Genomic DNA, 26,646 nt, shown 5'->3' on the forward strand with positions numbered 1-26,646 from the left:
GCCCTGGACGCGGTCGCAACATCATGCAACGTCGCCCGGCCTACCTTCGACACATCGCGACGACGACCGTCGCGGAACGCGTCGAAGGAGACCAGCAATGACCATCGTGGAAGAGGGCGTCTCGAGCGTCTACGCCGCACCCGGGCAGCGAGGATCGATCGCCGACTACCGGCCCCGCTACGGCCACTACATCGGCGGTGAGTTCGTCGAGCCGATCAAGGGGCAGTACTTCGAGAACATCACGCCCGTCACCGGCAAGCCCTTCACCGAGGTCGGCCGCGGCACCGTGGAAGACGTCGACCGGGCGGTGGATGTCGCGTGGAAGGCGTTCGAGTCGTGGAAGCGCACGACGCCCGCCGAGCGCGCGGTCATCCTCAACAAGATCGCCGACCGCATCGAGCAGAATCTCGAGCGGATCGCCGTCGCCGAGACGTGGGAGAACGGCAAGCCCGTCCGCGAGACGCTGGCTGCCGACATCCCGCTCGCCGTCGACCACTTCCGGTACTTCGCGGGCGTGCTGAGGGGCCAGGAGGGCTCGCTCAGCCAGCTCGACGAGGACACGGTGGCGTACCACTTCCACGAGCCGCTGGGGGTGGTGGGGCAGATCATCCCGTGGAACTTCCCGATCCTCATGGCCACGTGGAAGCTCGCCCCGGCACTCGCCGCGGGCAACTGCGTGGTGCTGAAGCCCGCGGAGCAGACGCCGGCGTCGATCCTCTTCCTCTTCGAGATCATCGGCGACCTGCTGCCGGCCGGCGTGGTCAACATCGTCAACGGCTTCGGCATCGAGGCCGGCGCGCCGCTGGCGCAGCACAAGCGCATCCGGAAGGTCGCATTCACGGGCGAGACCACGACCGGCCGCCTCATCATGCAGTATGCGTCGCAGAACCTCATCCCGGTGACGCTCGAGCTCGGTGGCAAGAGCGCCAACGTGTTCTTCGAAGATGTCGCGCGCTCCACCGACGACGCCTACTACGACAAGGCGCTCGAGGGATTCACTCTCTTCGCCCTCAACCAGGGCGAGGTCTGCACGTGCCCCTCGCGTGCGCTCATCCAGCGCTCGATCTACGACGGGTTCCTCGGCGACGCCCTCGGCCGCGTCGGCAAGATCGTGCAGGGCAATCCGCTCGACCCGGCGACGATGATCGGGGCGCAGGCATCGAACGACCAGCTCGAGAAGATCCTGTCGTACATCGAGATCGGCAAGGCGGGCGGGGCGAAGCTGCTCACGGGCGGTGAGCGCGTCGACCTCGGCGGCGAGCTGTCCGGCGGCTACTACGTGGCGCCGACCGTCTTCGAGGGCACGAACGACATGCGCATCTTCCAGGAGGAGATCTTCGGGCCGGTCGTCTCGGTCACGTCGTTCGACGACTTCGACGACGCCATCTCGATCGCCAACGACACGCTGTACGGGCTCGGCGCCGGCGTCTGGAGCCGCTCCGGCGACACCGCATACCGCGCCGGCCGTGCGATCGAGGCGGGTCGCGTCTGGACGAACACGTACCACCAGTACCCCGCGCATGCGGCGTTCGGCGGGTACAAGCAGTCCGGCATCGGTCGCGAGAACCACCTCAAGATGCTCGACCACTACCAGCAGACGAAGAATCTGCTGGTGTCGTACGCCGATGGAGCCATGGGCTTCTTCTGAGCTGACATGACACACACGAAGCACTGCAGCAGGGTGGCCGTGACGGATGCCGCGGCCGCCCTGGTGCGGCTGCTCACGGCTCAGCACGGCACGCTCATGTTCCACCAGTCCGGTGGTTGCTGCGACGGCAGCGCACCCATGTGCTACCCGGTGGGGATGTTCCTGACCGGACCCTCGGACGTGAAGCTCGGCAACCTCGACGCGGGTCTCGACGATCCCGTCGAGGTCTTCATCTCCGAGGCTCAGTTCGAGTACTGGAAGTACACGCACCTCACGATCGACGTGGTGCCCGGACGGGGTGCGGGGTTCAGCGTGGAGGGTCCGACGGGCAACCGGTTCATCATCCGCAGCCGCATGCTCGACGATTCGGAGCTCGTGCATTTCGGCCTTGGACCGGAGGTGTCAGGGCGCACTTCGCCCAGCTGAACGGGCGTCGAAAGCGCATCCGGCTCGATCGCGGACGGGTTTCGTTCTGGTTACGAATCGTTTACTGGATTGCCGTAACGCCTCCGCGGGGCGAAGATAGCCTCTGGCCGCGACCATCAGACGCGACTGACACCACTACGCAGAGGTAGCACTACATGTCACTGCATCACAGCACGCGTGGCCGCTTCGGCCTCGCGATCGGCGCCTTCGGCGCCTCGGCACTCCTCCTCGCCGGCTGCGCCGGCGGTGGTGGCGGCGGAAACGACGACGACGGCGGCGCCTCGGGCGAGCCCATCATCGTCGGCACCACCGACAAGGTCACCACGCTCGACCCGGCCGGCTCGTACGACAACGGCTCGCTCGCCGTTCAGACGCAGGTCTTCCCGTACCTCCTCAACACCGACTACAACAGCACCGAGGTCGTCCCCGACCTCGCCGAGTCGGCCGAGTTCACGTCGCCGACCGAGTACACCGTGACGCTGCCCGAGGGCCTCAAGTGGGCGAACGGCAACGACCTGACGTCCTCCGACGTCAAGTTCTCGTTCGACCGCAACATCAAGATCGCCGACCCGAACGGCGCGTCGAGCCTGCTCTACAACCTCGACAGCGTCGAGACTCCCGACGACACGACGGTCGTGTTCCACCTCAAGACCGCGAACGACCAGGTCTTCCCGTACATCCTCACCAGCTTCCCGGGCGCCATCGTCGACGACGAGGTGTTCTCGGCGGACGCGGTCACGCCCGACCAGGACATCGTCGACGCCAACGCCTTCGGCGGCCCGTACGCGATCACGTCGTGGGACTTCAACAAGACCGTCGAGTTCTCCCCGAACGAGAACTACCAGGGCCTGCTCGACGCGCCGGTCAACAGCGCCGTGATCCTCAGCTACTTCGCCGAGTCGTCGAACCTGAAGCTCGCCGTGCAGGAAGGCGACATCGACGTGGCGTACCGCGCGCTGTCGTCCACCGACGTCGAGGACCTCAGCAAGAACGAGGACGTCCAGATCGTCAACGGCCCCGGCGGCGAGATCCGCTACATCGTCTTCAACTTCAACACGCAGCCGTACGGTGCGACGACCCCCGAGGCCGACGCGGCCAAGGCCCTCGCCGTCCGTCAGGCCGTGGCCCACCTCGTCGACCGCGAGGCGCTGTCGACGCAGGTCTACAAGGGCACGTACACGCCGCTGTACTCGTTCGTCCCCGAGGGCTTCACCGGCGCCATCGAGCCCCTCAAGGAGATGTACGGCGACGGCGCCGGCGGCCCCGACGCCGAGAAGGCGAAGGCCACCCTCGAGGCCGCGGGCGTCGAGACGCCCGTCGCACTCAGCCTGCAGTACAGCCCCGACCACTACGGCCCCTCGTCGGGTGACGAGTACGCCCTGGTGAAGTCGCAGCTCGAGGAGAGCGGCCTGTTCTCCGTCGACCTGAAGTCGACCGAGTGGGTGCAGTACTCGAAGGACCGCACGTCGGACGTCTACCCCGCCTACCAGCTGGGCTGGTACCCGGACTACTCCGACGCCGACAACTACCTCACCCCGTTCTTCCTGACGAAGAACTTCCTGGGCAACCACTTCAGCGACCAGCAGACCGAGGACCTCATCCTCCAGCAGGCCGTCGAGACCGACCCGGCGAAGCGCACGCAGGAGATCGAGGACATCCAGACGCGCGTGGCCGAGCTGCTCTCGACCGTGCCGCTCCTGCAGGGTGCCCAGGTGGCCGTTGCCGGCACCGGTGTGGAGGGCGTCACGCTGGACGCATCGTTCAAGTTCCGCTTCGCGCCGCTCACGAAGTAACGCCTATCCATCGATGGGGCGGCCCGCTCACCCGGGCCGCCCCATCGGCATTCGCCCTCCGGCAGCACACACAGTTAGGCCACCACGATGACGAGCGACATCGCCGCATCCGTTGACCAGCCGCCCGCGATGCTGGCGCGCCGCAGACCCGCCTCGGGCGGGACCCTGGGCCGTTACCTCCTGGTGCGGTTCCTCCTGATCTTCCCGACCGTGCTCATCCTGGTGACGCTGGTCTTCTTCCTCATCCGCCTCACCGGCGATCCGATCACCGCGGCCCTCGGCGGCCGCCTCCCCGCCGACCAGCTGCAGGAGCGGATCCACGAGGCCGGCTACGACCGGCCGATTCTCGTCCAGTACATCGAGTACATCGGGCAGGTGTTCACCGGCAACTTCGGCACCACGATCACCGACAACCAGCCCGTCACCGAGGTGCTGCTCACCTACGGCGCCGCCACGTTCGAGCTCGTCTGCTACGCGCTCATCATCGCCTTCATCGTCGGCATCCCGCTCGGCATGGTCGCGGCCGCCAAGCGCGAGAAGGCCACGGATGCCGGACTCCGCGTCAGCGCGATCCTCTTCTATGCGACGCCCGTGTTCTTCTCCGGCCTGCTGGCCAAGCTCGTCTTCTCGGTGTGGCTGGGCTGGTTCCCGGTCAGCGGCCGGGCCAGCGTGCGGACGGAGATCGCCCTCAACCGCGAGGGTGGCACGGGCATCTACCTCATCGATGCGATCGCCTCGGGCAACCCGGCCTACGTGCAGGACGTGCTCCTGCACGCCTTCCTCCCGTCGATGGTGCTGGGCCTGTTGACCGCGAGCATCTTCCTGCGTCTGGTGCGCACGAACGTCATCGGCACGCACAACATGCCCTACATCGACGCAGCCCGCTCGCGCGGCGTGAGCGAGTACCGCCTCGTGCGCCGTCACGCGTACAAGCCCGCGCTGATCCCGATCGTGACGGTGATCGGCCTGCAGATCGCGCTGCTGCTCGGCGGCGCGGTGCTGACCGAGACGACGTTCGAGTGGCAGGGGATCGGTTTCCAGCTCGCCGAGTATCTGAAGGCCCGCGACTTCGTCGCGATCCAGGGCATCGTCGCCATGATCGCGATCCTCGTCGCCGTGACGAACTTCGTCGTCGACGTCATAGCCGCGTTCCTCGACCCGAGGGTGAGGTACTGACATGGCCAAGCGCCGCTTCTCCGACCGGATCCCGGTCCTCCACCAGCTCCGCCAGAGCGTCGGCCTCCAGCGCGGCATGCTCATCGCGGGTCTCGTCCTCACCGCGCTGTTCCTGATCTTCGCGATCTTCGCGCCGTGGATCGCGCCGTACAGCTACAACCAGCTCCGCGACGCGCAGGGCAACTTCGGCTCGACCCAGCCGCCGAGCGCCGAGCACTGGCTCGGCACCACGGTCGGCGGGTACGACGTGCTGTCTCGCACGATCTGGGGCGCCCAGACCGCGATCCTCGTGGTCATGGTCGCACTCCTGCTCGCAGTAGTCGTCGGCATCCTGCTCGGTCTCGTCTCCGGCTACCTCGGTGGGTGGGTCGACCGTACGCTCGTCGTCATCGCCGACGCGATCTACGCCTTCCCGACGCTGCTGCTGGCGATCGTCGTCGCGATCGCGATCAGCGGCGGTCAGTCCGGACTCTGGCCGGGCATCATGGCGGCCGCGATCTCGATCACCGTCGTGTTCGTGCCGCAGTACTTCCGGGTCGTGCGCGCCGAGGTGGTGCGCATCAAGGCGGAGGCGTTCGTCGAGTCGGCGAAGGTCATCGGCGCGCCGACGTCGCGCATCATGTTCGTCCACGTGCTCCGCAACGCGACGCGCACTCTGCCGCTCATCGTGACCCTCAACGCGTCGGAGGCGATCGCGACCCTCGCGGCGCTCGGCTTCCTCGGCTTCGGCATCGAGCCGTCGGCCGCCGCCGAGTGGGGCTACGACCTGCAGCGCTCCATCAGCGACGTCGCCGCCGGCATCTGGTGGACGGCGATCCCGCCGGGCGTCGCGATCGTCCTGACGATCCTCGGCATGACCCTCATCGGCGAGAGCCTCAACGACCTCGCCGACCCGCGTCTGCGTGCGCGCCGCCGGGCGACCAACCAGACGCCGGCCGACGCGGTCGCCGCGAGCCGGCCCGCATCGCGCGAGTTCATGGGAGAGGTGGAGTGATGGCTTCGGCAGCCCCCGCATCCGACGACCTCGCGGTCGACATCCGCGATCTGACCGTCACCTTCGCCAGCGACGCCGGTGACGTGCATGCCGTCCGCGGCGTGACACTCGACGTCCGCCGCGGCGAGGTGCTCGCGATCGTCGGCGAGTCCGGCAGCGGCAAGACGGTCACCGCCCGCACGATCCTCGGGCTCCTGCCTGAGACCGCGGTCATGAACGGCGCCGTCGTGCTCGACGGCACCGAGATCGTCGGCCTGGACAAGAAGGAGCTCCGCGAGGTGCGCGGCTCGAAGGCCGCGATGATCTTCCAGGAGCCGTCGACGGCGCTCAACCCCGTCTATACGGTCGGCTGGCAGCTCGCAGAGGGCCTGCGCGCCCACGGCAGCTACAGCAAGGCCGAGGCGAAGGCGAAGGCGATCGAGATGCTGGGCCGGGTCGGCATTCCCGACCCCGAGCGCCGGGTCGACGACTACCCGCACCAGTTCTCGGGCGGCCAGAAGCAGCGCATCGTCATCGCGATGGCCCTGGCTCTCGAGCCGACCGTCATCATCGCCGACGAGCCGACGACGGCGCTCGATGTGACGGTGCAGGCCGAGATCCTCGAGCTGCTGCGGGAGCTCCGCGATCAGGAGGGCACCGCGATCGCGCTCATCACGCACAACATGGGCGTGGTGGCCGATCTCGCCGACCGCGTCGCCGTGATGTTCAACGGCGGGATCGTCGAGACGGCCACTGCGCGCGACCTGTTCGCCGCGCCGCAGCACGAGTACACGAAGAAGCTCCTGGCCGCGGTGCCGCGCCTCGAGATCGTCGACCGGCAGCTCCCCGCGGCCGCGGCCCCGGCCGACCCCGTCGTCGAGGCGAAGGAGCTCGTCATCGAGTACGGCGGCCGGTTCGGCCGGGCGCCGTTCCGCGCCGTGGACCGCGTGAGCTTCTCGATCGCCCCGGGCGAGGTGCTCGGCCTCGTGGGTGAGAGCGGCTCGGGCAAGACGACGATCGGCCGCGCCATCGCAGGCCTCACGCCGGTCGCCGGCGGCTCGCTGCGGGTGCTGGGGACCGAGATGCTCGGCGTCAAGGAGCGGGAGTTCCGTCGCCGTCGCAGCGAGCTCGGCTTCGTGTTCCAGGACCCGGCGACGAGCTTCAACCCGCTCTTGACCATCGGCCGCAACGTCGCCGAGCCGCTCATCGTGCACGGCGCCGCGAAGGGCGCCGCCGAGGTGCAGGCCAACGTCGATGAGCTCCTCGAGGCGGTGCAGCTGCCGAAGTCGTACGGCGAGCGGTACCCCCACGAGCTGTCCGGGGGCCAGCGCCAGCGCGCCTCGCTCGCGCGTGCCCTCGCGCTCAACCCGAAGCTGCTGATCGCGGACGAGCCGACCAGCGCGCTCGACGTGTCCGTCCAGGCGCGCGTGCTCGAGCTGTTCGGCGAGCTGCAGAGTCAGTTCGGCTTCGCGACGCTGTTCATCACGCACGACCTCGCGGTCGTCGACATGCTCGCGCACAAGGTCGTGGTGCTGCACCACGGCACGATCGCCGAGGCCGGCCCGACAGCCCGCGTGCTGGGCGACCCTCAGGACGCCTACACGCGGCGGCTGATCGCGTCGCTCCCGGTGCCCGACCCCGAGGAGCAGGCCGCGCGCCGCGCCGTCTGGCAGGCCACCCGCGACGAGTGACCCGCCCGCGGCGCCGTCGCGCCGCACGCGGGTCCGTCGGTAGCATGCGCGGAGCGGGCGGATGCGGCGGGCCCGGCCGACGGTGGAGGTTCGATGAGCGGCGAGCTGGTCCTGGTCCTGGCGCTGCTGGCGATCACGATCGTGCTGTTCGCGATCGGCCGGCCCCGCATGGACGTCGTGGCGGTCCTCGTGATCGTCGCCCTGCCGCTCACCGGGGTGCTGACCGTGCCCGAGACCCTCGCCGGCTTCGCCGATCCGAACGTGATCCTCATCGCCGCGCTCTTCGTCGTGGGCGAGGGTCTCTCACGCACGGGCGTCACCTACCGCCTCGGCGACTGGCTCTCCGCCCGGGCCGGGAAGAACACCCCGCGACTCATCGTGCTGCTCATGCTCTCGGTCGCTGCGCTCGGCGCGGTGATGAGCTCGACGGGCGTGGTCGCGATCTTCATCCCCGTGGTGCTCAGCATCGCGGCGCGGACCGGCCTCTCGCCGCGGCAGCTCATGATGCCGCTCAGCATGGCCGGCCTCCTGAGCGGCATGCTCACGCTCATCGCGACGGCGCCGAACCTCGTCGTCGACGCGGAGCTGCGCCGCATGGGCCTCGAGGGCTTCGGCTTCTTCAGCGTGACCCCGTTCGGCATCGTCATCCTGGCGCTCGGCATCGCCTACGTCCTCCTGGCGCGCCGGCTCCTCGGGGACGATCACGGCGCCTCCGGCAGCGAACGCCGCACCTTCCGCAGCCTCCTCGCGCACTATGCGGTCGACAGCAGGACGGGGCGATACCGTGTCGGCGCGGCGTCGCCCCTCATCGGCCGGACCCTCGCCGTCGCCGACCTCGCCCCGTCGCTCAGCTCGGTGCTGGGTCTCGAGCGCACCCGCTTCCTGCGCGGGACCGCGCTCCTCACGGCCGGCGAGACGGTGGTGCAGCGGGGCGACACCCTCATCCTCGACATATCGCCGTCCCTGGCCGAGCGGCGACGACTCGACCTCGAGCGCCTCGACGTCGTGGGCGACTTCTTCGACTCGTACGCGCGGCAGGTCGGCATGGCGGAGGTGATCGTCACCCCCGACTCGGCGGCGTCGGGGCGCAGCATCCGTGAACTGCGCTTCCGTACCGAGTACGAGGTGACCGTCCTCGGGGTGCGCCATGCGGGGCACGCCGCGGGCGAGGACTTCAGCGACCGCCGGCTGCGTCCGGGTGACACGCTGCTGGTCACCGGCGGTTGGAATCAGATCCACCGGTTCCGCGAGGAAGCGCGTGACTTCGCCCCGATGGACCTGCCGACCGAGGGCGACGAGGTCGCTCCGGCAGCCGACCGCGCGCCGTTGGCCCTGCTCAGCGTCGCCGTCATGATCGTGCTGATGGTGACCGGCATCGTGCCGAATGTCATCGCGGGCCTGATCGCCGCGCTGATGATGGGCCTGTTCCGCGTGATCGACATGCCGTCGGCCTACCGGTCCATCCATTGGCCGACGCTGCTGCTCATCGCGGGCATGCTGCCGTTCGCCCAGGCTCTCCAGGTGACGGGCGGCATCGATCTCGCAGCCGACGCCCTTTTGAACGCCTTCGGCGGCGCGGGTCCGGCGATCGTCCTCGCAGCCCTCTTCACGATGACCGCCGTCATCGGTCTCTTCGTCTCCAACACCGCGACGGCCGTGCTGATGGCCCCGATCGCGATCACCGCCGCCGAGCATCTCGGCGCGTCGCCGTATCCGTTCGCGATGATCGTGATGCTCGCGGCATCCTCCGCGTTCATGACGCCGGTGTCGTCGCCGGTCAACACCCTCGTCGTCGAGCCCGGACGCTACCGCTTCGGCGATTTCGTGCGGGTGGGCGTGCCGTTCACCGTGCTCGTGCTGATCGTGAGCGTCGTGATGGTGCCGCTGCTCCTGCCGCTGTAGCAGCGGCAGGAGCAGCGGGTGAGCGATCAGGCGCTGTCGCGGATGTCGCGCGCGAAGCCCTCCGCGTGCGCGCGCAGCGCCTCGATGCGCCGCCGACGGGCGGCCACCACATCGAACCCGAGGTACGCCGGCGGCATCGGCCGGCGTGCGTTGGCCGAGCACTCGAACCGCTCGCACAGCAGGGTGCCGACGGTGTCGCCGTTGCGACCGGCCTTGCCGGCGCGCTTGGCGCCGAAGAGCACGACGTCGTTGGGCAGGGTGACGTCCTCGCACCACGAGCACTGCGCGCGGGTGCGGGTGCGCTGCTCCGTCTGGCGCAGCAGGATGCCGACGGGCGCGTCGTCCACGGGCACCACGATGAAGCCGGCGAGCGGCTGCTTCGGGTCGCGCCAGCCGAAGTAGTCGAGCGCGTCCCAGCCCACGTGGCCGAGCTCGGGAACGACGATGGAGGTGCGCTCGCGCAGCGAGGCGTTGACGAAGGACGCGCGGATGTCCTTCTCGGTGAAGGCGTGCATTATTTCCCTTTCATAGGGCAGAGTTCACGAAGGGCTCGCCGAAGAGTCGGCGAAGATCCGGATGCCGCGGACCGGTCGGTCCGCGGAGAGTCGGGCTGCGTCGCAGCAGGCCAGAGGCCCGGCGACACGCGCGGCTACCTCCGCTCGGCGCGTGGAGCGCCGAGGACCCCCTCACGCCCGCCGGGCGTCATGAACGTCGAATGCACGCCCGACAGCATACGCTCGTCGGCCGGTGCGCCTGCTCGTGCTCAGCGCAGGAGCGCCGGGGCGATCTGGGTGAAGATCCAGAACAGCACCATGACGCCGCCCACGATGATCGGCACCCACGGCACGCCGCGCTGCAGGCGACGGCCTTCCGCGGCGACACCGGGCGGGGGGCGCAGGGCATCGAGCGGCGGAGTGAAGGGAACGGATGCTGCGCCCGCCTGGCGTGTGCCGACGCCCGCCGCGGCTGCCGCCAGCCGCTCGTCGCGCCACCGCGCCCACTGCGCGAACTTCTCGAGCAGCGCGCCGACGACGGAGAAGAGCCACGCCCAGGTCGCGGGATCGAGGGTGGAGAAGTCGCGCTTGGCGTAGAGGAAGAGCCAGTCGTCGACGATCTCGACGTCGAGCGCGGCCGCGTTGTCGATGAAGCGCGCCATGATGTCGGGCGTGAAGAGATACAGTGCGTCGCGCTCGTAGTCGGCGGGGCAGTACAGCGAGAAGTACTCGTCGAAGTCGCCCTCGAGGCTGAGTCGCTGGTCCTTGTCGAAGGTGAGCGGCAGGTTCGAGCCGAACAGGCCGTTGTTGCTGGTCGCGTCGAGCACGATGTGAGGCAGCGGCGTGTCGAGCTTCACCGCGACGTAGCCCCAGTGGTGGGTCTGCCGGTTCTTGCCGGAGCCGGTCGTGTACCGGTAGTTGGCGAACTCCACGAAGCGCGGGCGGTCGCCGCGGACGAGGTCGCTGGAGTGGCGGCTGCTGCCGACGGCGAAGATCATCCCCGGAAGCCCGGGAGCGTCGAGCCGGGGCTCGTACTGCATCGCGTTCGCTCGCGCGAAGCGGTCGAGGCGGTACATGCGCTCGCTGTTGCTGCGCGCACCCCGCACGAAGAGCGTGATCCCGACGGCCGCGATGATGCCGATGACGACGATCGGCAGGAACCCGAACAGGAGCGCGAGTCCCCCGCCGTCGCCCCCGGCGGTCGCGGCGCTGACGGCACTCGTGACCAGGGTGATCGTGACGGAGCCGAACAGCACGACCACCACGAACGCGATGACGCTCACGACGAGCACCCCGAACACGGGCGAGCCCTCGAGTCTGCCGGCGCGTCGCAGCTCCTGCACGAATGCGCGCGCGGCGCCGGAAGGCACCGGTTCGACCAGCGGGCGCGCGTCGAACGGGTACGAAGCGGGCGCTGCCGGAGGAACACTCACCCCGACCACGCTACCGGCGTCCGGCGGGGAGGCCACGAGAGGATGGCGAGCAATCGCCGCGCTCGAGCTCGGTCACAGCGCTCAGCGCGTCGGTCAGGATGCGACCGCCGAGGTCGCGGCGCCGACGGGCGCCGTGGCGTACGACGCGAGCCACGCGTCGGCGATGAGGGCCGAGCCCTGCGGCGTCGGGTGCACACCGTCGGGCGCGATGGCCCCGGCGCCGTGGGCAGCCGCGGCCGCCCCGACGCTGTCGTGCAGCTCGACGAGCGTCGCGTCGAACCGCTCGGCGAGGCGACGTACGGCGGCCCGCTTCGGGTCGAGGTCCTCGAGCCACGCGTCCTGCCCGTCGCTCACCGGCACGAAGAACGGCTCGACGAGCAGGAACCGCTCGACGCCCGCCTCGCGTGCCGCTTCGAGCAGAGCGGTGACGGTCTCCTCGAAGTCCTCGGCGGAGGTCGGGTCGCCGCTGTCGAAGCGGCGCCACATGTCGTTGACCCCGATGTAGACCGTGAGCACGGTCGGCTCCGCGGCCAGCACGTCGTCCCAGCGCGCGGCGAGGTCGACGGCGCGGTCGCCCGCGATGCCCTTGTTGACCACGACGGCGTCCTCGCCGAGCGCCTCCGCGATGAGCCGGACGTAGCCGTCCCCCAGCGAGGCCGCGTCGCCGCGGTCGCGGCCGGCATCGGTGATCGAATCGCCGGCGAAGACGAGGCTGGTCGAGCGAGGCATCCGTGGTCCCATCGTTGGAGGTGTTCCGTCAGCATGATCGACAATCGCGTGCGCGCGGGTCGACGGCCGGCTCACCCGCAGGCCTAGTGGCGGTTCCCGCGACCATATCGCCTGCGGGGCTCACGAGGCGAGAGCGGACCGGGCGGCCGGCATCGGGGAGAATCGACGCACAAGCGCGAGAGCGCGATTCGACGCGAGGAGGCGCCGTGCCCGATGTCCGCCGTGACCCCGACGATCTCGCCGCGCTGCGCGAGGCATCCGACATCCTCGGCATCGACGGCCGGCTGAGCCCCGACGAGCGCGCGACGCGCGAACGGGTGCGCGCGTTCGTCGACGCCGAGCTGCGCCCCCACATCGCGGATTGGTTCGACCGCGCGCACTTCCCCGTCGAGCTCGCGCCCGCGCTCGGGCGCCTGGGCGTGCTCGGCATGGAGCTGGAGGGGTACGGATGCCCCGGCCGCAGCGCCGTCGAATACGGTCTGGCCGCGCTCGAACTCGAGGCCGGCGATTCGGGAATCCGCACGTTCGTCTCGGTTCAGGGCTCACTGGCGATGGGATCGATCCACCGGTGGGGAAGTGAGGAGCAGAAGCAGGAGTGGCTCCCAGGCATGGCGGCGGGCGAGGTCATCGGCGCGTTCGGGCTCACCGAGCCGGGTGCAGGATCGGACCCGTCGAGCATGACGACGTTCGCCCGGCGCGACGGCGCCGACTGGGTGATCACGGGCGCGAAGCGCTGGATCGGGCTGGCGTCGGTCGCCCAGCTCGCGGTGGTCTGGGCGCAGACCGACGACGGCGTCCGCGGCTTCATCGTCCCGACCGACGCCGCCGGGTTCGGGATCACGGTGCTCGAGCCGAAGGGCTCCATGCGGGCGTCGGTGCAGACGGCGCTGCACTTCGACGAGGTGCGGCTGCCGGCATCCGCTCTGCTTCCCGGAGCGCGAGGACTGCGCGGCCCGTTCTCGGCGCTCAACGACGCGCGGTACGGCATCGTGTGGGGTGCGCTCGGCGCCGGTCGCGACAGCTACGAGGCGGCCCTGCGTCACGCGCTGCGGCGCGAGCAGTTCGGGCAGCCGATCGCGGGCTTCCAGCTCACGCAGCGCAAGCTCGTCGACATGGTCGTCGAGCTGCAGAAGGGCGCCCTGCTCGCACTGCAGATCGGGCGGGCCAAGGATGCCGGCACTCTGACCCCCACCCAGATCTCGCTCGGCAAGCTCAACAACGTGCGCGAGGCCATCGAGATCGCACGCGAGGCCCGCACGATCCTCGGCGGGGAGGGAGTGCTGCTCGAGAACTCGCCGATCCGCCACGCCGCGAACCTCGAGTCGGTGCGCACGTACGAGGGCACCGACGAGGTGCACACGCTGATCCTCGGCCAGCACCTCACCGGGCTGGGCGCGTTCCGCTGACGAAGGCGGGGCGCCGGTACACTCCTCGCGTGGAGTCCAGGTCGCTCGCCCCGATGGCGTGGGCGTGGCGCGACTCCGCCGTGGTGCGGGTGCTCGGCTCCTTCGTCTCGTGGGCCGGATTCGTGCTCTGCTTCTCGCTGCTCTACCGCGTCTCGTACGCGGTCCTGGCGCTCGGCGGGTCGTGCGCGAGCGGCGGGCCGTACGCCATCGAGGTCGAGTGTCCCGCCGCCGTGGCACTGTTCGCGCCGCTCAGCATCTTCGGCGGCCTCCTCTTCGGCGGCGTCTGGTTCCTCTTCGCCCAAGGCTTCGGCACTCCCCTCCTGGTCTGGGCGTGGCCCATCCTCTTCGTCGGCCTGAGCGTGCCCTTCTTCGTCTCCGCGGTCACGGGCTCGATCTCAGGCATCGTCGTGGGCCTGCTGTTCCTCGTCATGGGCGTGGCGCCGGTCTGGCTCCTGCTCCGTCAGCCCGACTCGTGGCTGCTCTTCCTGGGCGGGCGCAACGCAGGTGGCCGGTCGTTCGCCGCGGCCGGCGAGGGCCCGACGACGCGCCTCATCGGCCGACGGCCCGGTGCGGTCACCGATCCGGTCGCCCCGACGGTGGCGGATTGGATGCTGTCGCTCGGCGTGCTCGGCATCTCCGTGGCGTCGGGCGTGGTCGGCGCGCAGGCGCTGTGGGATCTCGCCTCCTGACGCCCACCCGGAAGCGATGACGAGGGCGCGATCTCCGTCGCGGTCGCACATCGGGCGGGACGCAACGACCCGCCCCCATTGATGAGCCACGAGCGCGGCGATAGCGTGTGCACGACGACGCTCGCCGGTCGTGGTCCGGGCGTGCGGGGGCGCGACGAGGGGGCATCATGACCGGCAAGAGGGCGGCGTCGCGAGGCGCTCCGAGGATCGCGGTACTCCTGGCGGTCGTCCTGGCCACGACCGGATGCACGGCCGATCCCACCGACCCCGAGGATCCCTCCGAGTCCGCTCCGGCGCCGAGCGCGTCGCCCACCGAGACCGAGGCGGGCGAGCCGCAGGCGGGTGGGCTCGATGCGGGAACCCGCTTCACGCCGCTGATGAGCTCGCTGATCACCGATCCGATGCCCGTCACGGGCACCGACGACAAGATCCATGTCACCTACGAGCTGCTTCTCACGAACGCCACCACGCTGCCCTTCCGGCTCGACGGCCTCGAGGTGGTCGACCCGGAGTCGGAGGCGACCCTCCTCGTCGAGGACGACGAGCGACTGCCGCAGACCGTCACGCGGCTCGGCGCCTCGGCCGGTGGCGAGCCCGGGTCGGGTTCCGTCCTCATCGACCCGGCCGAGACGTGGATCGCGTGGCTGGACGTCCAGCTCGACGCCGACGCCGCGGTCCCGGCGACCCTCGAGCATCGCGCGCAAGGGGCGGTGGTCGTGCCGGAAGGGGAGCCCCGCGAATTCGACGTGGTCATCGGCACCACGCCGGTCGACGCCGGTCCCGCGACCGCGGTGGGAGTGCCGGTCGCGGACGGCATCTGGATGATGAGCGAGGGATGCTGTCGCGACGACACGCACCACCGCCGCGGGTTCGCCCCGGTGAACGGCCAGGGTCTCGTGCCGCAGCGCTTCGCCATCGACTTCTACCTGCTCGACGAGGAGCACCGCACGTGGGAGGGCGACCCGTCACAGATCACGAGCTACTTCTCGTACCGGCAGCCGATCGTCGCAGCCGCCGCGGGGACGGTCGTGCGGGCGCTCGACGGCCTTCCGAACACCACGGCGCTTCCCGAACCTCCTCCCATCCCGCCCATCGAGGAGACCGTCGGCAACCACGTGGTGATCGAGATCGCACCGGGGCTGTACGCGCTGTACGGGCACATGGATCCCGGCTCGGTGCGCGTCGAGGTCGGCGACCGCGTCGAGAAGGGCCAGGAGCTGGGCCTCATCGGCAGCAGCGGCAACTCCACGACACCGCACCTTCACTTCCACCTGCAGACCGCCGAGACCTTCTTCCCCTCCGACGGCGTGCCCTACGTCTTCGACGAGTTCGAGCTTCTGGGATGGGTCCCCGAGCGCATCTGGGACGACGACCTGGGCCTCCAGCCGACGGGCGTGCTGCCCTTCGAGGAGTTCGAGCCGAGCGTGCGGCGCGCGGAGCTGCCCCTCGACCGCACGGTCATCGCGGTCGATCAATCCGAGTGAGGCCGCGCATCACCGAGGCCGCCGATTCGGCGGAGGCCCAGGCATCCGGTACCATAGGAGGGTTGTCCGCACGCGCAACCTTGCGCGGCCATTCGGACGACGTGCTACACACCCTCCTGCTGCCGGGAAATGCCCGACAGCCGTTCTAGTCCGAAGGAGGTGGGTTAGTGACGCACCAGTACGAACTCATGGTCATCCTGAACCCCGAGATCGACGAGCGCCAGGTCGGCGCCAACCTCGACAAGTTCCTGAAGGTCATCACGACCGACGGCGGCACCATCGAGAACATCGACATCTGGGGCAAGCGCCGTCTTGCTTACGAGATCCAGAAGAAGACCGAGGGCATCTACGCCGTCGTCAACTTCACCGCGACGGCTGAGACCACGCAGGAGCTCGACCGCCAGCTGAACCTGAGCGAGCAGATCATGCGCACCAAGGTCCTCCGCGCCGAGGAAGCGATCGCCATGATCGCCTCGGAGAAGCAGCGTGCCGACGAGCGCGCCGCCCGCAAGACCGCCAAGGCTGCGAAGGCGTAAGGACGATGGCCGGCGAGACGATCATCACCGTCGTGGGCAACCTCACGGCTGATCCCGAACTGCGGTACACGCAGAACGGCCTCCCCGTCGCGAACTTCACGATCGCGTCGACGCCTCGCAACTTCGACCGTCAGGCGAACGAGTGGAAGGACGGCGAAGCGCTGTTCCTCCGCGCGAGCGTGTGGCGCGAGTTCGCCGAGCACGTGGCCGGCTCGCTGACCAAGGGCATGCGGGTCATCGCGACCGGCCGCCTCAAGCAGCGCAGCTACCAGGACCGCGAAGGCAACAACCGCACCGCGATCGAGCTCGAGGTCGACGAGATCGGCCCGTCGCTGCGCTACGCGACCGCGCAGGTCACCCGCGCTGCGGGCGGCTCCGGTGGCGGTGGCGGCAGCTTCGGCGGCGGTGGCGGTCAGCCGCGTCCGCAGGTCGCCGACGAGCCGTGGTCGACTCCCGGTTCGCAGAACGCCGGCGGTGCCGGCGGCGGCGACGCATGGGCGGCCCCCGGCGCCTACGGCGACGACACCCCGTTCTGATCGGTCAGATCTCACAACAGGTTCCGGACGCCTCGTGACGAGGCATCCGATCAAGAAAACGTAAAGGAAACACCATGGCTGGAAAGGCAACCGGCGACCGCCGGAAGCCGCGGAAGGGCGCGAAGAACGCGGCCCCCGCGAAGGCGATCCGTGTCGGTCTCATCGACTACAAGGACGTCGCGACGCTTCGCAAGTTCATCTCGGAGCGCGGGAAGATCCGCGCCCGTCGTATCACCGGTGTCTCGGTGCAGGAGCAGCGTCTGATCGCCAAGGCGATCAAGAACGCGCGCGAAATGGCGCTCCTGCCTTACGCCGGCGCTGGCCGCTAAGGAGTACCCACATGGCAAAGCTCATTCTCACGAACGAGGTCGCCGGGCTCGGTAGCGCCGGTGACGTGGTCGAGGTCAAGAACGGGTTCGCCCGCAACTACCTCATCCCCCAGGGCTTCGCGGTCGCATGGACCCGCGGTGGCGAGAAGCAGGTGGCGTCGATCCGCGCCGCTCGCGAGGCGCGCGCGATCCACGACCACGAAGAGGCTGTGGCGCTCAAGAACTCCCTCGAGACCAACAAGGTCCGCCTCGCCGTCAAGGCCGGCGCCGAGGGTCGCCTGTTCGGTGCGGTCAAGACCGTCGACGTGGCGGAGGCCGTCAAGGCCGCCGGCCTCGGCGAGCTCGACAAGCGCAAGATCCACATCACCTCCCCGATCAAGTCGGTGGGCGAGCACGAGGCGACCGTTCGCCTGCGCGACGACCTCACCGCCGTGATCACCCTGCAGGTGGTCGCCGCCAAGTAATCCCTTCGGGATACGGCGAAACGGATGCCGCGGACCGGTGCTTCTGAAGAGCACCGGGTCCGCGGCATCCGTCGTCTGCGGGCTCAGAAGATCCAGTTCGCGCCGGCCGCGACCGGCCAGGACCACGCCGCCGAGGCTCGGCGCAGCGCGTCGGGCGTCCGGACCTCGATGAGCCCGGCCTGCGCGAGCGACGCGAGCGAGACCGACCCGAGGTGCGCCGCTCCGAGCTCGCGGATGTCGAGCACGAGGTCGGGTTCGGAATCGGATGCCGCCACCTCTGCGTGCTCCCACGCTGCGGCCCGCACGCGCCAGCGACCGGCATTCGCGGGCAGCATCGTGTCGGTCACCTCGAGCACCACGTCGACGTCGCCCGCGTAGCACCGCCCGCCGAGGGCCGCCGGCAGGTCGAGGATCCGGATCCACGAGTTGTCCTGGTAGTCGGGCACCGCGGGCCGGATGTCGACGAGCAGCGAGACGATCGGGTCATCGATGGGCAGGTGGGAGATCTGGACGCGGCTCGTGAGATCGAGGTCGAGCAGCACCGACCACATGCGGTGCGCGGCGGCCGCCGTGAGCGCGACGGCCTCGCGCACGTGCACGGTGCCTTCGGCGCCGGCGCGCTCCCACGACATCGCACGCCGGAAGGTCGCGTACGCGAGCGTGTTGTCGGCCGTGTCGCGCACCAGCAGCAGTCGCAGCGACTCCTTGCCACCGCGGTACGCGGGCGGATCGGCCTCGCGCGCCGTGCGCTGCTCGGGCGTCTCGCGCGTCGCCCACCCCGGGCGGCCGAGCCCCGCGGGCAGCCGCGCGTAGTCGCGATGGATCGAGGCCACGAGATCGCCGTGTGCCTCAGCATCCCATTCCTCCAAGTCGACCTCGAGCTCCGACGCCCCGGCGACCGGCCGAAGTGCGGCGCGCCGGGGGATCGTGAGGTCCAGCTGGGTCGAGGCCATTCCGTATCCGAAGCGGCCGTAGATCGGGGTCTCTGCGGCCATCAGGCCCGAGATCGCCTCGCCGTTCGCCAGGCAGTCGGCGAAGTGGTGCTCGATCATGCCGCGGAGGATGCCGCGGCGCCGGTGCCCCGGGTGCACGCCGACCCAGGTGAGCCATCCGCAGGAGACCTCGGCCCCGGGGACGGGATAGGCGCGCAGCGGATACGCGCCGTGGAAGCCCGCGAGCACCTCGTCGTCGCCGACGCGGGCGACGCCGTAGGTGCGATCCCAGCTGAGCGGGCTCGGCAGCTCCCGCAGCGTGTCGATGGAGCGTTCGGTGGGAAACGCCCACGTGTCCAGGCGGAGGACGTCTTCGAGCCGATCGGCGTCGACGGGGGTGAGGCGGTAGGACTCGGGAAGCGGCATCCCTCCACTCTGGCGACGGGGCGACGGGCGCGCAACGCGCGGGCACGACGAGGCGGATGCCGCGAGCCCCCCGGGTCGCGGCATCCGCTCGTGGCATCTCCGGGCGCGGTGACCCGATCCGGGCTGTGCCCGGACACCGCACGCCGGAGATGGTGTGGAGCCCCCGATCGCGGCATCGGTCCAGGCAAGGCCGGTGCCGCGATCGGAGGCGGTCAGGGCGGGAGGGCCGCTGGGGTTCGGCCCTCCCGCGTGCTCACGCGGGTCGATGTGAGGGGCACTGGGGGAGCGCCGGCGTGCCCCTCAGACTCACGCGGAGCGCCGCCGCGACGCGCGTGCGATAGCGCCCGCTGCGAACAGCGAGAGCCCGAGCAGCAGGAACGGCATCACACCCGTCCCTCCCGTCGCGGCGAGCTGAGTGGCGGTGCCGGCCGAAGCCGCCGAACCGGTCGTGACCGTGCCACGGGGCGTCCCGTTGTCCCCCGGGTTGGTGGGGTCCGTCGGGTCGGTCGGGTCCGTGGGGTCCGTCGGGTCCGTGGGGTCCGTGGGGTCCGTCGGGTCCGTGGGGTCCGTCGGGTCCGTGGGGTCCGTGGGGTCCGTCGGGTCCGTCGGGTCCGTCGGGTCGGTCACGTCCGTGTCGCCGAGCAGGTCCGTGAGCAGATCGTCGACGAGCCCGGTGCTGTCCACGGCGTCGGCGACATTGTCGCCCACGTTCTGCACTGCGTCGGAGACCGCGCCGATCACGTCACCGCCGGTGAGCGACTCGTCCACGACCGCGCCGGCGTCGCCCAGCGCATCGTTCACGAGCCCGTCGAGCACCTGGTCGGCGGTGTTCTCGGTCGCGTCGGTCACCGTGACGCCGAGATCGGCGCCGAGGTCGCCGACGGTGGTGCCGAGGTCGTCCACGGCGCCGTTGAGATCGCCGTCGAGGAGGTCGTCCACGGTGTTGTCCGCGTTATCCACCAGGTTGCCCACCAGGCCGCCCTCGACCAGGATGCCGTCACCGACGACATCGTTCAGGCCGGAGTCTTCCCCGAGCAGGCCGTCCAGGATGCCGGTGCCCGCGGTCGTTCCCGTGATCCCGTCGAGCAGGTCGCCGACGGGGTTGGTGAGTGGCGCCGCAGCACCGTCGTCGCCGAGAACGGGATCGAGCACGCTGTCGCCGAGGAGACCGTCCAGGAGCCCGTCATCCTCCGTCAGCCCGGTCAGCAGGCCGTCGGCGTCGTCGACCGGCGTGGCGGGCGTGGAGGCGGGGCCACCCTCCAGGGTCTGCTGCAGCGCGTCCTCCAGCAGGCCGCTCGTGTCGATGGCGTCGGCAGTGTTGTCACCGGCGTGCTGGATCAGGTCGTCGACCCCGGTGGTGTCGTCGCCGGACAGGATGCCGGCGAGGTCGTCGACGGCGTCGCCAACGAGACCGTCGATGATCTGATCGTCGGTGTTCGTCGCGGCATCGGTGACGGTCTGGCCGACGTCTGCCCCGAGGTCCTGGACGGTGGTGCCCAGGTGCGTGACAGCCGCGTCCACGTCGCCCGCGGCGACGTCGTCGAGCACGGCATCGACGTTGGCCGCCGCGGTGCCCACGGTGCCGCCTTCGACCAGGGCGCCGTCGCCGACGACGTCGTCGAGAGCGCCGTGGTCGCCCACGAGCGTCCCGACGACGGCAGTGCCGGCGGTCGTGCCGGTGACGTCATCCACCACGGACGCCACCCCGTCCGCCATGGGGGCCAGGTCGCCGTCGTCGCCGAGCAGCGGTTCGACGACGGCATCGCCGACCGCCGAGTCCACGAGGCCGTTGTCGGCGACCAGCGAAGAGATCGGATCAGGGTCGGTCGGAGGTTCGGCCGCGTTGGCGACCGTTGCGCCGAGCAGCGTGATGCCGCCGGCCAAGAGCGTGCCCCAGAGGGCGCGCTTGTAGAAAGTGCGCATGATGTTCCCCTTTTTGGATTGATCGGTTCTCAGCGCGGGAAGGAGTCGCGCTGTTCAGCGCGAATGCGCGCTGATGCTCTGCCGCCCGCGCTCAGGTGAGCTGGGTGGCGGCGAGCCGATCAGTCGGGGGAGACGTCGGTGGATCCGGCAGGCGCCGGCGGGGCGTGCTCGTCCTCCGGCCCGCGGCGCCGCACCCAGGCACGGTGTGCGGCGAGCGGAAGAAGGGCAGCGAGCGCCCAGGCGCCGGGACCCGCACCACCGGATCCCGCGGAAGAGATCGACAGGCAGAGTGCACCTGCAGAACCGAGGAGCCCGCCGGCGACGAGCGCGGCGGACGAGACGACGACGACGGCACGCGTGGCCGCTTCGGAGACGGATGCTGCGGCCCAGTGGCCGAACGCACGCGCGGTCGTCGAGAAGAGAGTGGCGGCAGCATCGGTCCGCGCCGCGAGGGCGATCGCGGTCGGCGCCGCCGCATCGGCGGAGCTGCCCAGAAGGTCGGTAAGCCGCGGAATCACGGGAAGAGCGGGGATGCCCGGGCCTGTTGCCGGCGGCTGACCGATGGTCGCGCCCGTCTCGTCGACGGCCTCGACGAGCCCGCCGAGCGTCTCGTCGACCGTGCCGCCGAGATCGGTCACGGCGTCATCGACGCCGGTGCCCGAGACGATCCCGCCGACGACCGGCACCTCGGTGACGAGGTCGACGACCGGCGTCGCGATGTGGCTCACGACACCGCCCGAGGCGACCTCAGTGACCGGCCGAGTCACCGTCGTGGCGACAGTGCCGACGGTCTGCACGACCTGGTTCACCGGCTGCTGCGCGGGAGCGGGAGTCGCGGCGACGACTGTGTTCACGGCGCCGCCGGCGCCGGTCGTGACGGTCGAGACCGTACCGGTGACGGTCGATGCGGTCGTGTCGACCATCGAGGTCGCCGCCCCGAGGGCACCCCCGAGCGCTCCTGAATCGTCTGCTTCGTCGGCGTGCGCCTGTCCGAGACCGAGGCCGAGGACCAGCGAGACGACGATCCAGGCGAACGCGGTCCCGACCCCGATGAGGGCCAGCCGCACGATCCTCGGCAGCTGCGAGGTTGCGATCTCCACGTTCACCTCCCACGACGAAAGAGCCGCACGTTCCGGACGGATCGTGCGTGAGGGTGCCTGGAGTTGAGAGGCTACTCCTTCTCGTTTCGGTCTGTCCAGACTTCTTTGGACGGTGAGTTCCTTTGTCCTGGCGGGCGAGCGCCGGGCGAGGCGGGCGACGCGCAATTGTGCACAGGACAGTGTCCGCATCCAAACCTTCAACCCCGACTTCAACCACATCTCTCTCCACAGCCTGTGAAAAACGCAAAGCCTGGTCACGCGGATTTTCGTCGACATAACCCCCAGAAAGGGGGTGAGTTCTCCACAGGGGTTGTTCACAGGCGTGACGGCGTTTCTCCCCGACTCTCCACAAAGTTATCCACAGGGTGTGTTGCGACTGTCGGGGCCCATCCTTAGCGTGGGGTGCGGCCCATTCGGGCGGCGCGCCTCCGTGCTGGGTTCGGCGACGCGACGGCGGCCGGAATCGAACGGCGAAAGCACGTGGGGGTGGGATGCCGCGGCATCCCTCTCTTTACTCGTGCCCGGGCGCGCCGACGCGGCGAGCCGTCCCGACGCCGCCGACAGAGCTCGGATGATGTGAACAACGGTAGGAACGGTAGGGAGGACGCGCAGCCTATGTCGATCGCCGACATCTCAGAAGAGCGCATGGGGGGCCCTCGCGACTTCGAACGCACTCCCCCGCACGACCTGCTCGCCGAGCAGAGCGCCCTGGGTGGGATGCTGCTGTCGAAGGACGCCGTCGCCGACGTCATCGAGACTCTGCGGGGCACCGACTTCTATGTGCCCAAGCACGAGCTGATCTTCGAGGCGATCCTCACCCTCTACTCGCATGGCGAGCCGACGGACGTCGTCGCCGTCACCGACGAACTCATCAAGACGGGCGAGCTGCAGCGCGCCGGCGGCGCCGACTACCTGCACACGCTCACCTCGATCGTGCCGACGGCCGCGAACGCCGGCTACTACGCCTCGATCGTGTCGGAGCGTGCGCTGCTGCGCCGCCTCGTCGACGCCGGCACCCGCATCGTGCAGATGGGGTACTCCGGTCAGGGCGAGGCGCTCGACCTCGTCAACAACGCGCAGGCAGAGATCTACTCGGTGACCGGCGCGGAGCAGGCCGAGGACTACGTGCCGCTCACGATCGCGGTCGACGCCGCGGTGGAAGAGATCGAGGCCGCGCGCGGTCGCGACGGGCAGATGACCGGCATCCCGACCGGCTTCTCGGGTCTCGACTCGCTGACCAACGGTCTGCACCCCGGGCAGATGATCATCATCGCCGCGCGACCCGCGATGGGTAAGTCGACGCTCGCTCTCGACTTCGCGCGATCGGCGGCGATCAAGGCGAACATGCCGACGATCTTCTTCTCGCTCGAGATGGGTCGCAGCGAGATCGCGATGCGTCTGCTCAGTGCCGAGGGCGCGATCCCCCTGCAGTCGATGCGGAAGGGCACACTCGACTCCCGCGACTGGACCACCGTCGCCGCGACCCGCGGCCGCATCAACGACGCACCGCTGTACATCGACGACAGCCCCAATATGACGCTCGTCGAGATCCGCGCCAAGTGCCGCCGCCTCAAGCAGCGGGCCGGCCTCAAGCTCGTCGTCATCGACTACCTGCAGCTCATGACGTCGGGCAAGCGCGTCGAATCGCGTCAGCAGGAGGTCTCGGAGTTCTCACGTGCGCTCAAGCTGCTCGCGAAGGAACTCGGCGTTCCGGTCATCGCGCTGTCGCAGCTGAACCGTGGTGCCGAGCAGCGCGCCGACAAGAAACCGGCGTTGAGTGACCTGCGTGAGTCGGGCTCGATCGAGCAGGATGCCGACATGGTGGTGCTCCTGCACCGCGAGGCCGCGTACGAGAAGGACTCGCCGCGCGCGGGCGAGGCCGACCTCATCGTCGCCAAGCACCGCAACGGCCCCACCGACACCATCACGGTCGCATTCCAGGGCCACTTCTCCCGCTTCACCGACATGGCCCCGGGAGACTTCGGGTAGTTGGTGTAGGTCTTTTTGAAGTTGTCCATTTCGCAGATGAAATGTCCACGCGATGTCCACCTGGACATTTCGACCGAGAGTTGCGAGCTCTGACAGCATTGGCGGATGGCATTCACGATTAGGGAGCCGCGCTCGGAAGAGGCGTCCGCGATCGCCGATGTTCACGTCGCGACGTGGAAGGAGGCTTACTCTCACCTGCTTCCCGAGGACTACTTCTCGGAGGAGTACATCGCGGGCCGTCACCGAATGTGGCATCACGTCTTGACGCACCCGCGTGACGACATGCTCGTTCGAGTGGCTGAGACCGATGGCGCGATCGTCGGATTCGCTTGGGTTGGGCCGGGCGGGGGAATCAACGGCGAGGAGCCGCCTCGCGATCGACTCCTCTACGCGATTTACGTTCAGGCTGCGCACTACGGGACGGGAGTTGGCCAGGCACTGCTGGATGGGACGCTGGGGGATGGCCCCGCGATGCTCTGGGTGGCCAAGAAGAATCCGCGCGCGTCGGCGTTCTATCTCCGTAATGGGTTCCCCTTCGACGGCGTCGAACAGGTCGACCCCCACGCTCCGTTGATCACCGACGCGCGGATGGTCCGTTAGCCGGGTGGGAGACGGGCAACCGGTTCGACGCTGTCAAGGCCGCGGAGTTGGCCCTGCTCGACAGCGATGTCAGGCGTGATCCGGATCGAGTGCGTGAGCATTTCGGTGACTACAGGGCCTCTGGCGGACCTCCGAGTAGCCGCCGTTGCGAGCGCATAGGCTCAGACGGTGAACAATCCGCAGCCCCACATTCCCGATATCGCGGCGAGCGGTCGCTGGCTTGAACCTCTCGAACTGGTAGTGGGCGGACTACCCCGAACGCAGCTCATTGAGGCGCTGACGGCAGAAGGCGTGGCTCTGAACGCTCACGCAGAGACGCTCATCGCCCACCCAGTTTTCGACGACCTCACTACCCATTCAGTCCGCATCGCCGACCGCAGCGTGGAAGAGCTCGGACTCAACGAGGGTGGGACATTGCCTCAGGTATTCGCCGCCGCGGAGGCCCACGGTCTTGGACTGTGTCCGGTCGTTACAGCGCCCTATCTCCGACTCGTCTGGGCGACGCAGACCAACTCCTCCAACTCCGTGATGTCGGCCGGAGAGTCACCCGATGGCGCGCTCAACATTGCCTCCCCGGTCTTGACTGATGATGCTGAATTCCCCAAAGGGTTCTACCTGCGCGTCGTCGATGGGCGACCGTGGTTACGGGGCTATCGATGCGACGACCTCTACGTCTTGTCTCCCGACGTTCGGTTCGCGTTCCGCCAGGTCGACTAGATCCCACGCCGTTCTCACCGCGGCGAGTGAGCCGATCGGACATTTCGAGCCACGATCGATCACGCGAGTCGCGGACACGTCGCCCCCTCGGGTGTTCGATTTGCGGCGATCCTCCGGGCATTTCCGATTGGTCCCTACAGCCGTTGTACGTTCCGCGTGGAGACGTCCGGTTCCGGAGCCATTGTCCTCGACGCCGATAGTTCAGCGTTTCGTGTATCGTCGCTCTCATGCCGACGATGACCGCCACGGTGACGCACACTGCAGCGCTTGCGCGACTCGGCCATGCGCTCTCTGACCCGACGCGAGCCGGCGTGCTGCTTGCCCTGCGGGAAGCGCCGGCGTACCCGTCCGATCTGGCTGATGCACTGGGTGTTTCGCGGCAGGTGATGTCCAACCAGCTCGCGTGCCTTCGCGGTTGCGGTCTCGTCGAGTCGGTTCCCGATGGAAGACGTACCTGGTACCGGCTGGCCGACCAGCACCTCGCGCCGGCGCTGGACGAGCTCCTGCGCGTCGTGCTCTACGTCGAGCCGGGATGCTGCGCCGGCGAGGACTGCAGCTGCGCATGAGCGCCACGCACACGCCAACTGAGCGGCGTCGGCACGTCCTGCAGCGCCGTATCGGATGGATCGTCTTCGCGACGATCGGCTACAACGTCGTCGAGGCCGTCGTGGCGATCACGGCTGGGACCATTGCGTCTTCGGCCGCACTCGTCGGCTTCGGGCTCGATTCGACGATCGAAGTGCTCTCTGCGGCCGCTGTCGCGTGGCAGTTCACCCGCCGCGATCCCGAGCGGTGGGAGAAGGGCACGCTGCGGGTCATCGCGTTCGCGTTCTTCGCCCTTGCGGTATACGTCACCGCCAGCTCTCTGCTCGCGCTGATCACGCGCGTCGAGGTCGAGCATTCCCCTGTGGGCATCGCGATCACCGCGCTCAGCGTTGTCGTCATGCCCTTCCTCTCGCTCGCCGAACGTCGGGCCGGGCGGGAACTCGGATCTGCCACGGCCGTCGCGGATTCCAAACAGACCCTCATCTGCACCTACCTCTCCGCCGCAGTCCTGATCGGCCTCTTGCTCAACAGCCTGATCGGCTGGTGGTGGGTCGACGCGATCGCCGGCCTGGTGATCGTCGCCCTCGCCATCCGTGAAGGCCTCGAGGCTTGGCGTGGGGATGCCTGCGCAACCTCGGTCGGCACGATCCTCGAAGAGCCCGGCACTCACAACGACGATTGAGCCGAGCGCTTCGGGACATCCG

General features: G+C 69.3%; 25 protein-coding genes. 19 read left to right on the forward strand and 6 right to left on the reverse strand.

The window, feature by feature from the left end:
* Positions 1-97: 97 nt before the first annotated feature.
* The 7 genes from MRBLWH7_RS13940 to MRBLWH7_RS13970 all read left to right on the forward strand — a co-directional run bounded on the left by MRBLWH7_RS13940 (position 98) and on the right by MRBLWH7_RS13970 (position 9,609).
* Entirely contained in the window at positions 98-1,648 is a 1,551-nt protein-coding gene (locus MRBLWH7_RS13940) for an aldehyde dehydrogenase family protein (RefSeq protein ID WP_341995450.1), read from the forward strand.
* 6 nt (positions 1,649-1,654) lie between these two features.
* A complete protein-coding gene (locus MRBLWH7_RS13945; protein ID WP_341995453.1) occupies positions 1,655-2,074 on the forward strand; it encodes a DUF779 domain-containing protein in 420 nt (139 codons plus the stop codon).
* Positions 2,075-2,229: 155 nt separating this feature from the next.
* The gene (locus MRBLWH7_RS13950; RefSeq protein WP_341995456.1) at positions 2,230-3,867 is read left to right on the forward strand and encodes an ABC transporter substrate-binding protein; all 1,638 of its coding nucleotides are present in this window, start codon (positions 2,230-2,232) and stop codon (positions 3,865-3,867) included.
* 87 nt (positions 3,868-3,954) lie between these two features.
* On the forward strand, positions 3,955-5,043 hold the full coding sequence (locus tag MRBLWH7_RS13955) for an ABC transporter permease (RefSeq protein ID WP_341995457.1): 1,089 nt from the start codon (positions 3,955-3,957) through the stop codon (positions 5,041-5,043).
* A 1-nt stretch (position 5,044) separates the two neighbouring features.
* Complete coding sequence (locus MRBLWH7_RS13960; RefSeq protein ID WP_341995459.1) at positions 5,045-6,037, forward strand: ABC transporter permease; 993 nt, start codon at positions 5,045-5,047, stop codon at positions 6,035-6,037.
* Positions 6,037-7,707, forward strand: coding sequence for an ABC transporter ATP-binding protein (locus MRBLWH7_RS13965; RefSeq protein ID WP_341995463.1), 1,671 nt, complete (start codon positions 6,037-6,039; stop codon positions 7,705-7,707). The genes MRBLWH7_RS13960 and MRBLWH7_RS13965 overlap by 1 nt, the downstream gene beginning before the upstream one ends.
* A 93-nt stretch (positions 7,708-7,800) precedes the next feature.
* Positions 7,801-9,609, forward strand: a complete 1,809-nt coding sequence (locus tag MRBLWH7_RS13970; protein ID WP_341995466.1) for an SLC13 family permease — start codon at positions 7,801-7,803, stop codon at positions 9,607-9,609.
* A 26-nt stretch (positions 9,610-9,635) separates the two neighbouring features.
* Here the strand turns inward: MRBLWH7_RS13970 and MRBLWH7_RS13975 are convergent, their stop codons facing one another.
* The 3 genes from MRBLWH7_RS13975 to MRBLWH7_RS13985 all read right to left on the reverse strand — a co-directional run bounded on the left by MRBLWH7_RS13975 (position 9,636) and on the right by MRBLWH7_RS13985 (position 12,265).
* On the reverse strand, positions 9,636-10,124 hold the full coding sequence (locus MRBLWH7_RS13975) for an FBP domain-containing protein (protein ID WP_341995469.1): 489 nt from the start codon (positions 10,122-10,124) through the stop codon (positions 9,636-9,638).
* A 248-nt stretch (positions 10,125-10,372) separates the two neighbouring features.
* Complete coding sequence (locus MRBLWH7_RS13980; RefSeq protein WP_341995473.1) at positions 10,373-11,536, reverse strand: hypothetical protein; 1,164 nt, start codon at positions 11,534-11,536, stop codon at positions 10,373-10,375.
* Positions 11,537-11,629: 93 nt separating this feature from the next.
* Positions 11,630-12,265 carry an SGNH/GDSL hydrolase family protein gene (locus tag MRBLWH7_RS13985; RefSeq protein WP_341995476.1) on the reverse strand — a complete coding sequence of 212 codons (636 nt, stop codon included), beginning with the start codon at positions 12,263-12,265 and terminating at the stop codon, positions 11,630-11,632.
* A 206-nt stretch (positions 12,266-12,471) separates the two neighbouring features.
* Here MRBLWH7_RS13985 and MRBLWH7_RS13990 point away from each other — a divergent pair, with 206 nt between their 5' ends.
* From MRBLWH7_RS13990 to rplI, 7 genes are all read left to right on the forward strand, one after another.
* On the forward strand, positions 12,472-13,671 hold the full coding sequence (locus MRBLWH7_RS13990; protein ID WP_341995479.1) for an acyl-CoA dehydrogenase family protein: 1,200 nt from the start codon (positions 12,472-12,474) through the stop codon (positions 13,669-13,671).
* A 29-nt stretch (positions 13,672-13,700) separates the two neighbouring features.
* The gene (locus tag MRBLWH7_RS13995) at positions 13,701-14,360 is read left to right on the forward strand and encodes a hypothetical protein (protein WP_341995481.1); all 660 of its coding nucleotides are present in this window, start codon (positions 13,701-13,703) and stop codon (positions 14,358-14,360) included.
* 167 nt (positions 14,361-14,527) lie between these two features.
* A complete protein-coding gene (locus MRBLWH7_RS14000; protein WP_341995483.1) occupies positions 14,528-15,844 on the forward strand; it encodes a M23 family metallopeptidase in 1,317 nt (438 codons plus the stop codon).
* A gap of 167 nt (positions 15,845-16,011) precedes the next feature.
* Entirely contained in the window at positions 16,012-16,380 is a 369-nt protein-coding gene (gene rpsF, locus MRBLWH7_RS14005; RefSeq protein WP_116195173.1) for a 30S ribosomal protein S6, read from the forward strand.
* 5 nt (positions 16,381-16,385) lie between these two features.
* Positions 16,386-16,916 carry a single-stranded DNA-binding protein gene (locus tag MRBLWH7_RS14010; protein WP_341995487.1) on the forward strand — a complete coding sequence of 177 codons (531 nt, stop codon included), beginning with the start codon at positions 16,386-16,388 and terminating at the stop codon, positions 16,914-16,916.
* 74 nt (positions 16,917-16,990) lie between these two features.
* Positions 16,991-17,245, forward strand: coding sequence for a 30S ribosomal protein S18 (gene rpsR, locus MRBLWH7_RS14015; protein WP_045301896.1), 255 nt, complete (start codon positions 16,991-16,993; stop codon positions 17,243-17,245).
* 11 nt (positions 17,246-17,256) lie between these two features.
* A complete protein-coding gene (gene rplI / locus MRBLWH7_RS14020; protein WP_341995492.1) occupies positions 17,257-17,709 on the forward strand; it encodes a 50S ribosomal protein L9 in 453 nt (150 codons plus the stop codon).
* An 83-nt stretch (positions 17,710-17,792) separates the two neighbouring features.
* Here the strand turns inward: rplI and MRBLWH7_RS14025 are convergent, their stop codons facing one another.
* The 3 genes from MRBLWH7_RS14025 to MRBLWH7_RS14035 form a co-directional block, all read right to left on the reverse strand.
* Positions 17,793-19,067, reverse strand: a complete 1,275-nt coding sequence (locus MRBLWH7_RS14025) for a GNAT family N-acetyltransferase (protein ID WP_341995494.1) — start codon at positions 19,065-19,067, stop codon at positions 17,793-17,795.
* Positions 19,068-19,373: 306 nt separating this feature from the next.
* On the reverse strand, positions 19,374-20,990 hold the full coding sequence (locus MRBLWH7_RS14030) for a hypothetical protein (protein ID WP_341995495.1): 1,617 nt from the start codon (positions 20,988-20,990) through the stop codon (positions 19,374-19,376).
* 119 nt (positions 20,991-21,109) lie between these two features.
* Positions 21,110-22,090 carry a hypothetical protein gene (locus MRBLWH7_RS14035; RefSeq protein ID WP_341995496.1) on the reverse strand — a complete coding sequence of 327 codons (981 nt, stop codon included), beginning with the start codon at positions 22,088-22,090 and terminating at the stop codon, positions 21,110-21,112.
* Positions 22,091-22,705: 615 nt separating this feature from the next.
* On the opposite strand from MRBLWH7_RS14035, the gene dnaB reads away from it, so the two are divergent.
* The 5 genes from dnaB (at position 22,706) to MRBLWH7_RS14060 (ending at position 26,624) form a co-directional block, all read left to right on the forward strand.
* Entirely contained in the window at positions 22,706-24,079 is a 1,374-nt protein-coding gene (gene dnaB / locus MRBLWH7_RS14040; RefSeq protein ID WP_116195182.1) for a replicative DNA helicase, read from the forward strand.
* Between the two features lie 105 nt (positions 24,080-24,184).
* The gene (locus tag MRBLWH7_RS14045; RefSeq protein ID WP_341995499.1) at positions 24,185-24,679 is read left to right on the forward strand and encodes a GNAT family N-acetyltransferase; all 495 of its coding nucleotides are present in this window, start codon (positions 24,185-24,187) and stop codon (positions 24,677-24,679) included.
* A 168-nt stretch (positions 24,680-24,847) separates the two neighbouring features.
* A complete protein-coding gene (locus MRBLWH7_RS14050; protein WP_341995501.1) occupies positions 24,848-25,396 on the forward strand; it encodes a hypothetical protein in 549 nt (182 codons plus the stop codon).
* A gap of 227 nt (positions 25,397-25,623) precedes the next feature.
* Positions 25,624-25,962 carry a metalloregulator ArsR/SmtB family transcription factor gene (locus tag MRBLWH7_RS14055; protein WP_341995504.1) on the forward strand — a complete coding sequence of 113 codons (339 nt, stop codon included), beginning with the start codon at positions 25,624-25,626 and terminating at the stop codon, positions 25,960-25,962.
* Positions 25,959-26,624 (forward strand): cation transporter, encoded by a 666-nt coding sequence (locus tag MRBLWH7_RS14060; protein ID WP_341995506.1) that lies wholly within the window; start codon positions 25,959-25,961, stop codon positions 26,622-26,624. Before MRBLWH7_RS14055 ends, MRBLWH7_RS14060 begins: the two co-directional genes overlap by 4 nt.
* Positions 26,625-26,646 lie beyond the last annotated feature (22 nt).

The sequence above is a fragment of the Microbacterium sp. LWH7-1.2 genome (genome assembly GCF_038397755.1).
Taxonomy (GTDB): domain Bacteria; phylum Actinomycetota; class Actinomycetes; order Actinomycetales; family Microbacteriaceae; genus Microbacterium.

What these genes read in the sequence shown, in the direction of transcription:
- MRBLWH7_RS13940 (WP_341995450.1), top strand. Translation starts at nt 98, where the DNA reads ATGACCATCGTGGAAGAGGGCGTCTCGAGCGTCTACGCCGCACCCGGG.
- MRBLWH7_RS13945 (WP_341995453.1), top strand. Translation starts at nt 1,655, where the DNA reads ATGACACACACGAAGCACTGCAGCAGGGTGGCCGTGACGGATGCCGCG.
- MRBLWH7_RS13950 (WP_341995456.1), top strand. Translation starts at nt 2,230, where the DNA reads ATGTCACTGCATCACAGCACGCGTGGCCGCTTCGGCCTCGCGATCGGC.
- MRBLWH7_RS13955 (WP_341995457.1), top strand. Translation starts at nt 3,955, where the DNA reads ATGACGAGCGACATCGCCGCATCCGTTGACCAGCCGCCCGCGATGCTG.
- MRBLWH7_RS13960 (WP_341995459.1), top strand. Translation starts at nt 5,045, where the DNA reads ATGGCCAAGCGCCGCTTCTCCGACCGGATCCCGGTCCTCCACCAGCTC.
- MRBLWH7_RS13965 (WP_341995463.1), top strand. Translation starts at nt 6,037, where the DNA reads ATGGCTTCGGCAGCCCCCGCATCCGACGACCTCGCGGTCGACATCCGC.
- MRBLWH7_RS13970 (WP_341995466.1), top strand. Translation starts at nt 7,801, where the DNA reads ATGAGCGGCGAGCTGGTCCTGGTCCTGGCGCTGCTGGCGATCACGATC.
- MRBLWH7_RS13975 (WP_341995469.1), bottom strand. Translation starts at nt 10,124, where the DNA reads ATGCACGCCTTCACCGAGAAGGACATCCGCGCGTCCTTCGTCAACGCC.
- MRBLWH7_RS13985 (WP_341995476.1), bottom strand. Translation starts at nt 12,265, where the DNA reads ATGCCTCGCTCGACCAGCCTCGTCTTCGCCGGCGATTCGATCACCGAT.
- MRBLWH7_RS14000 (WP_341995483.1), top strand. Translation starts at nt 14,528, where the DNA reads ATGACCGGCAAGAGGGCGGCGTCGCGAGGCGCTCCGAGGATCGCGGTA.
- MRBLWH7_RS14010 (WP_341995487.1), top strand. Translation starts at nt 16,386, where the DNA reads ATGGCCGGCGAGACGATCATCACCGTCGTGGGCAACCTCACGGCTGAT.
- rpsR (WP_045301896.1), top strand. Translation starts at nt 16,991, where the DNA reads ATGGCTGGAAAGGCAACCGGCGACCGCCGGAAGCCGCGGAAGGGCGCG.
- rplI (WP_341995492.1), top strand. Translation starts at nt 17,257, where the DNA reads ATGGCAAAGCTCATTCTCACGAACGAGGTCGCCGGGCTCGGTAGCGCC.
- MRBLWH7_RS14025 (WP_341995494.1), bottom strand. Translation starts at nt 19,067, where the DNA reads ATGCCGCTTCCCGAGTCCTACCGCCTCACCCCCGTCGACGCCGATCGG.
- MRBLWH7_RS14030 (WP_341995495.1), bottom strand. Translation starts at nt 20,990, where the DNA reads ATGCGCACTTTCTACAAGCGCGCCCTCTGGGGCACGCTCTTGGCCGGC.
- dnaB (WP_116195182.1), top strand. Translation starts at nt 22,706, where the DNA reads ATGTCGATCGCCGACATCTCAGAAGAGCGCATGGGGGGCCCTCGCGAC.
- MRBLWH7_RS14045 (WP_341995499.1), top strand. Translation starts at nt 24,185, where the DNA reads ATGGCATTCACGATTAGGGAGCCGCGCTCGGAAGAGGCGTCCGCGATC.
- MRBLWH7_RS14055 (WP_341995504.1), top strand. Translation starts at nt 25,624, where the DNA reads ATGCCGACGATGACCGCCACGGTGACGCACACTGCAGCGCTTGCGCGA.
- MRBLWH7_RS14060 (WP_341995506.1), top strand. Translation starts at nt 25,959, where the DNA reads ATGAGCGCCACGCACACGCCAACTGAGCGGCGTCGGCACGTCCTGCAG.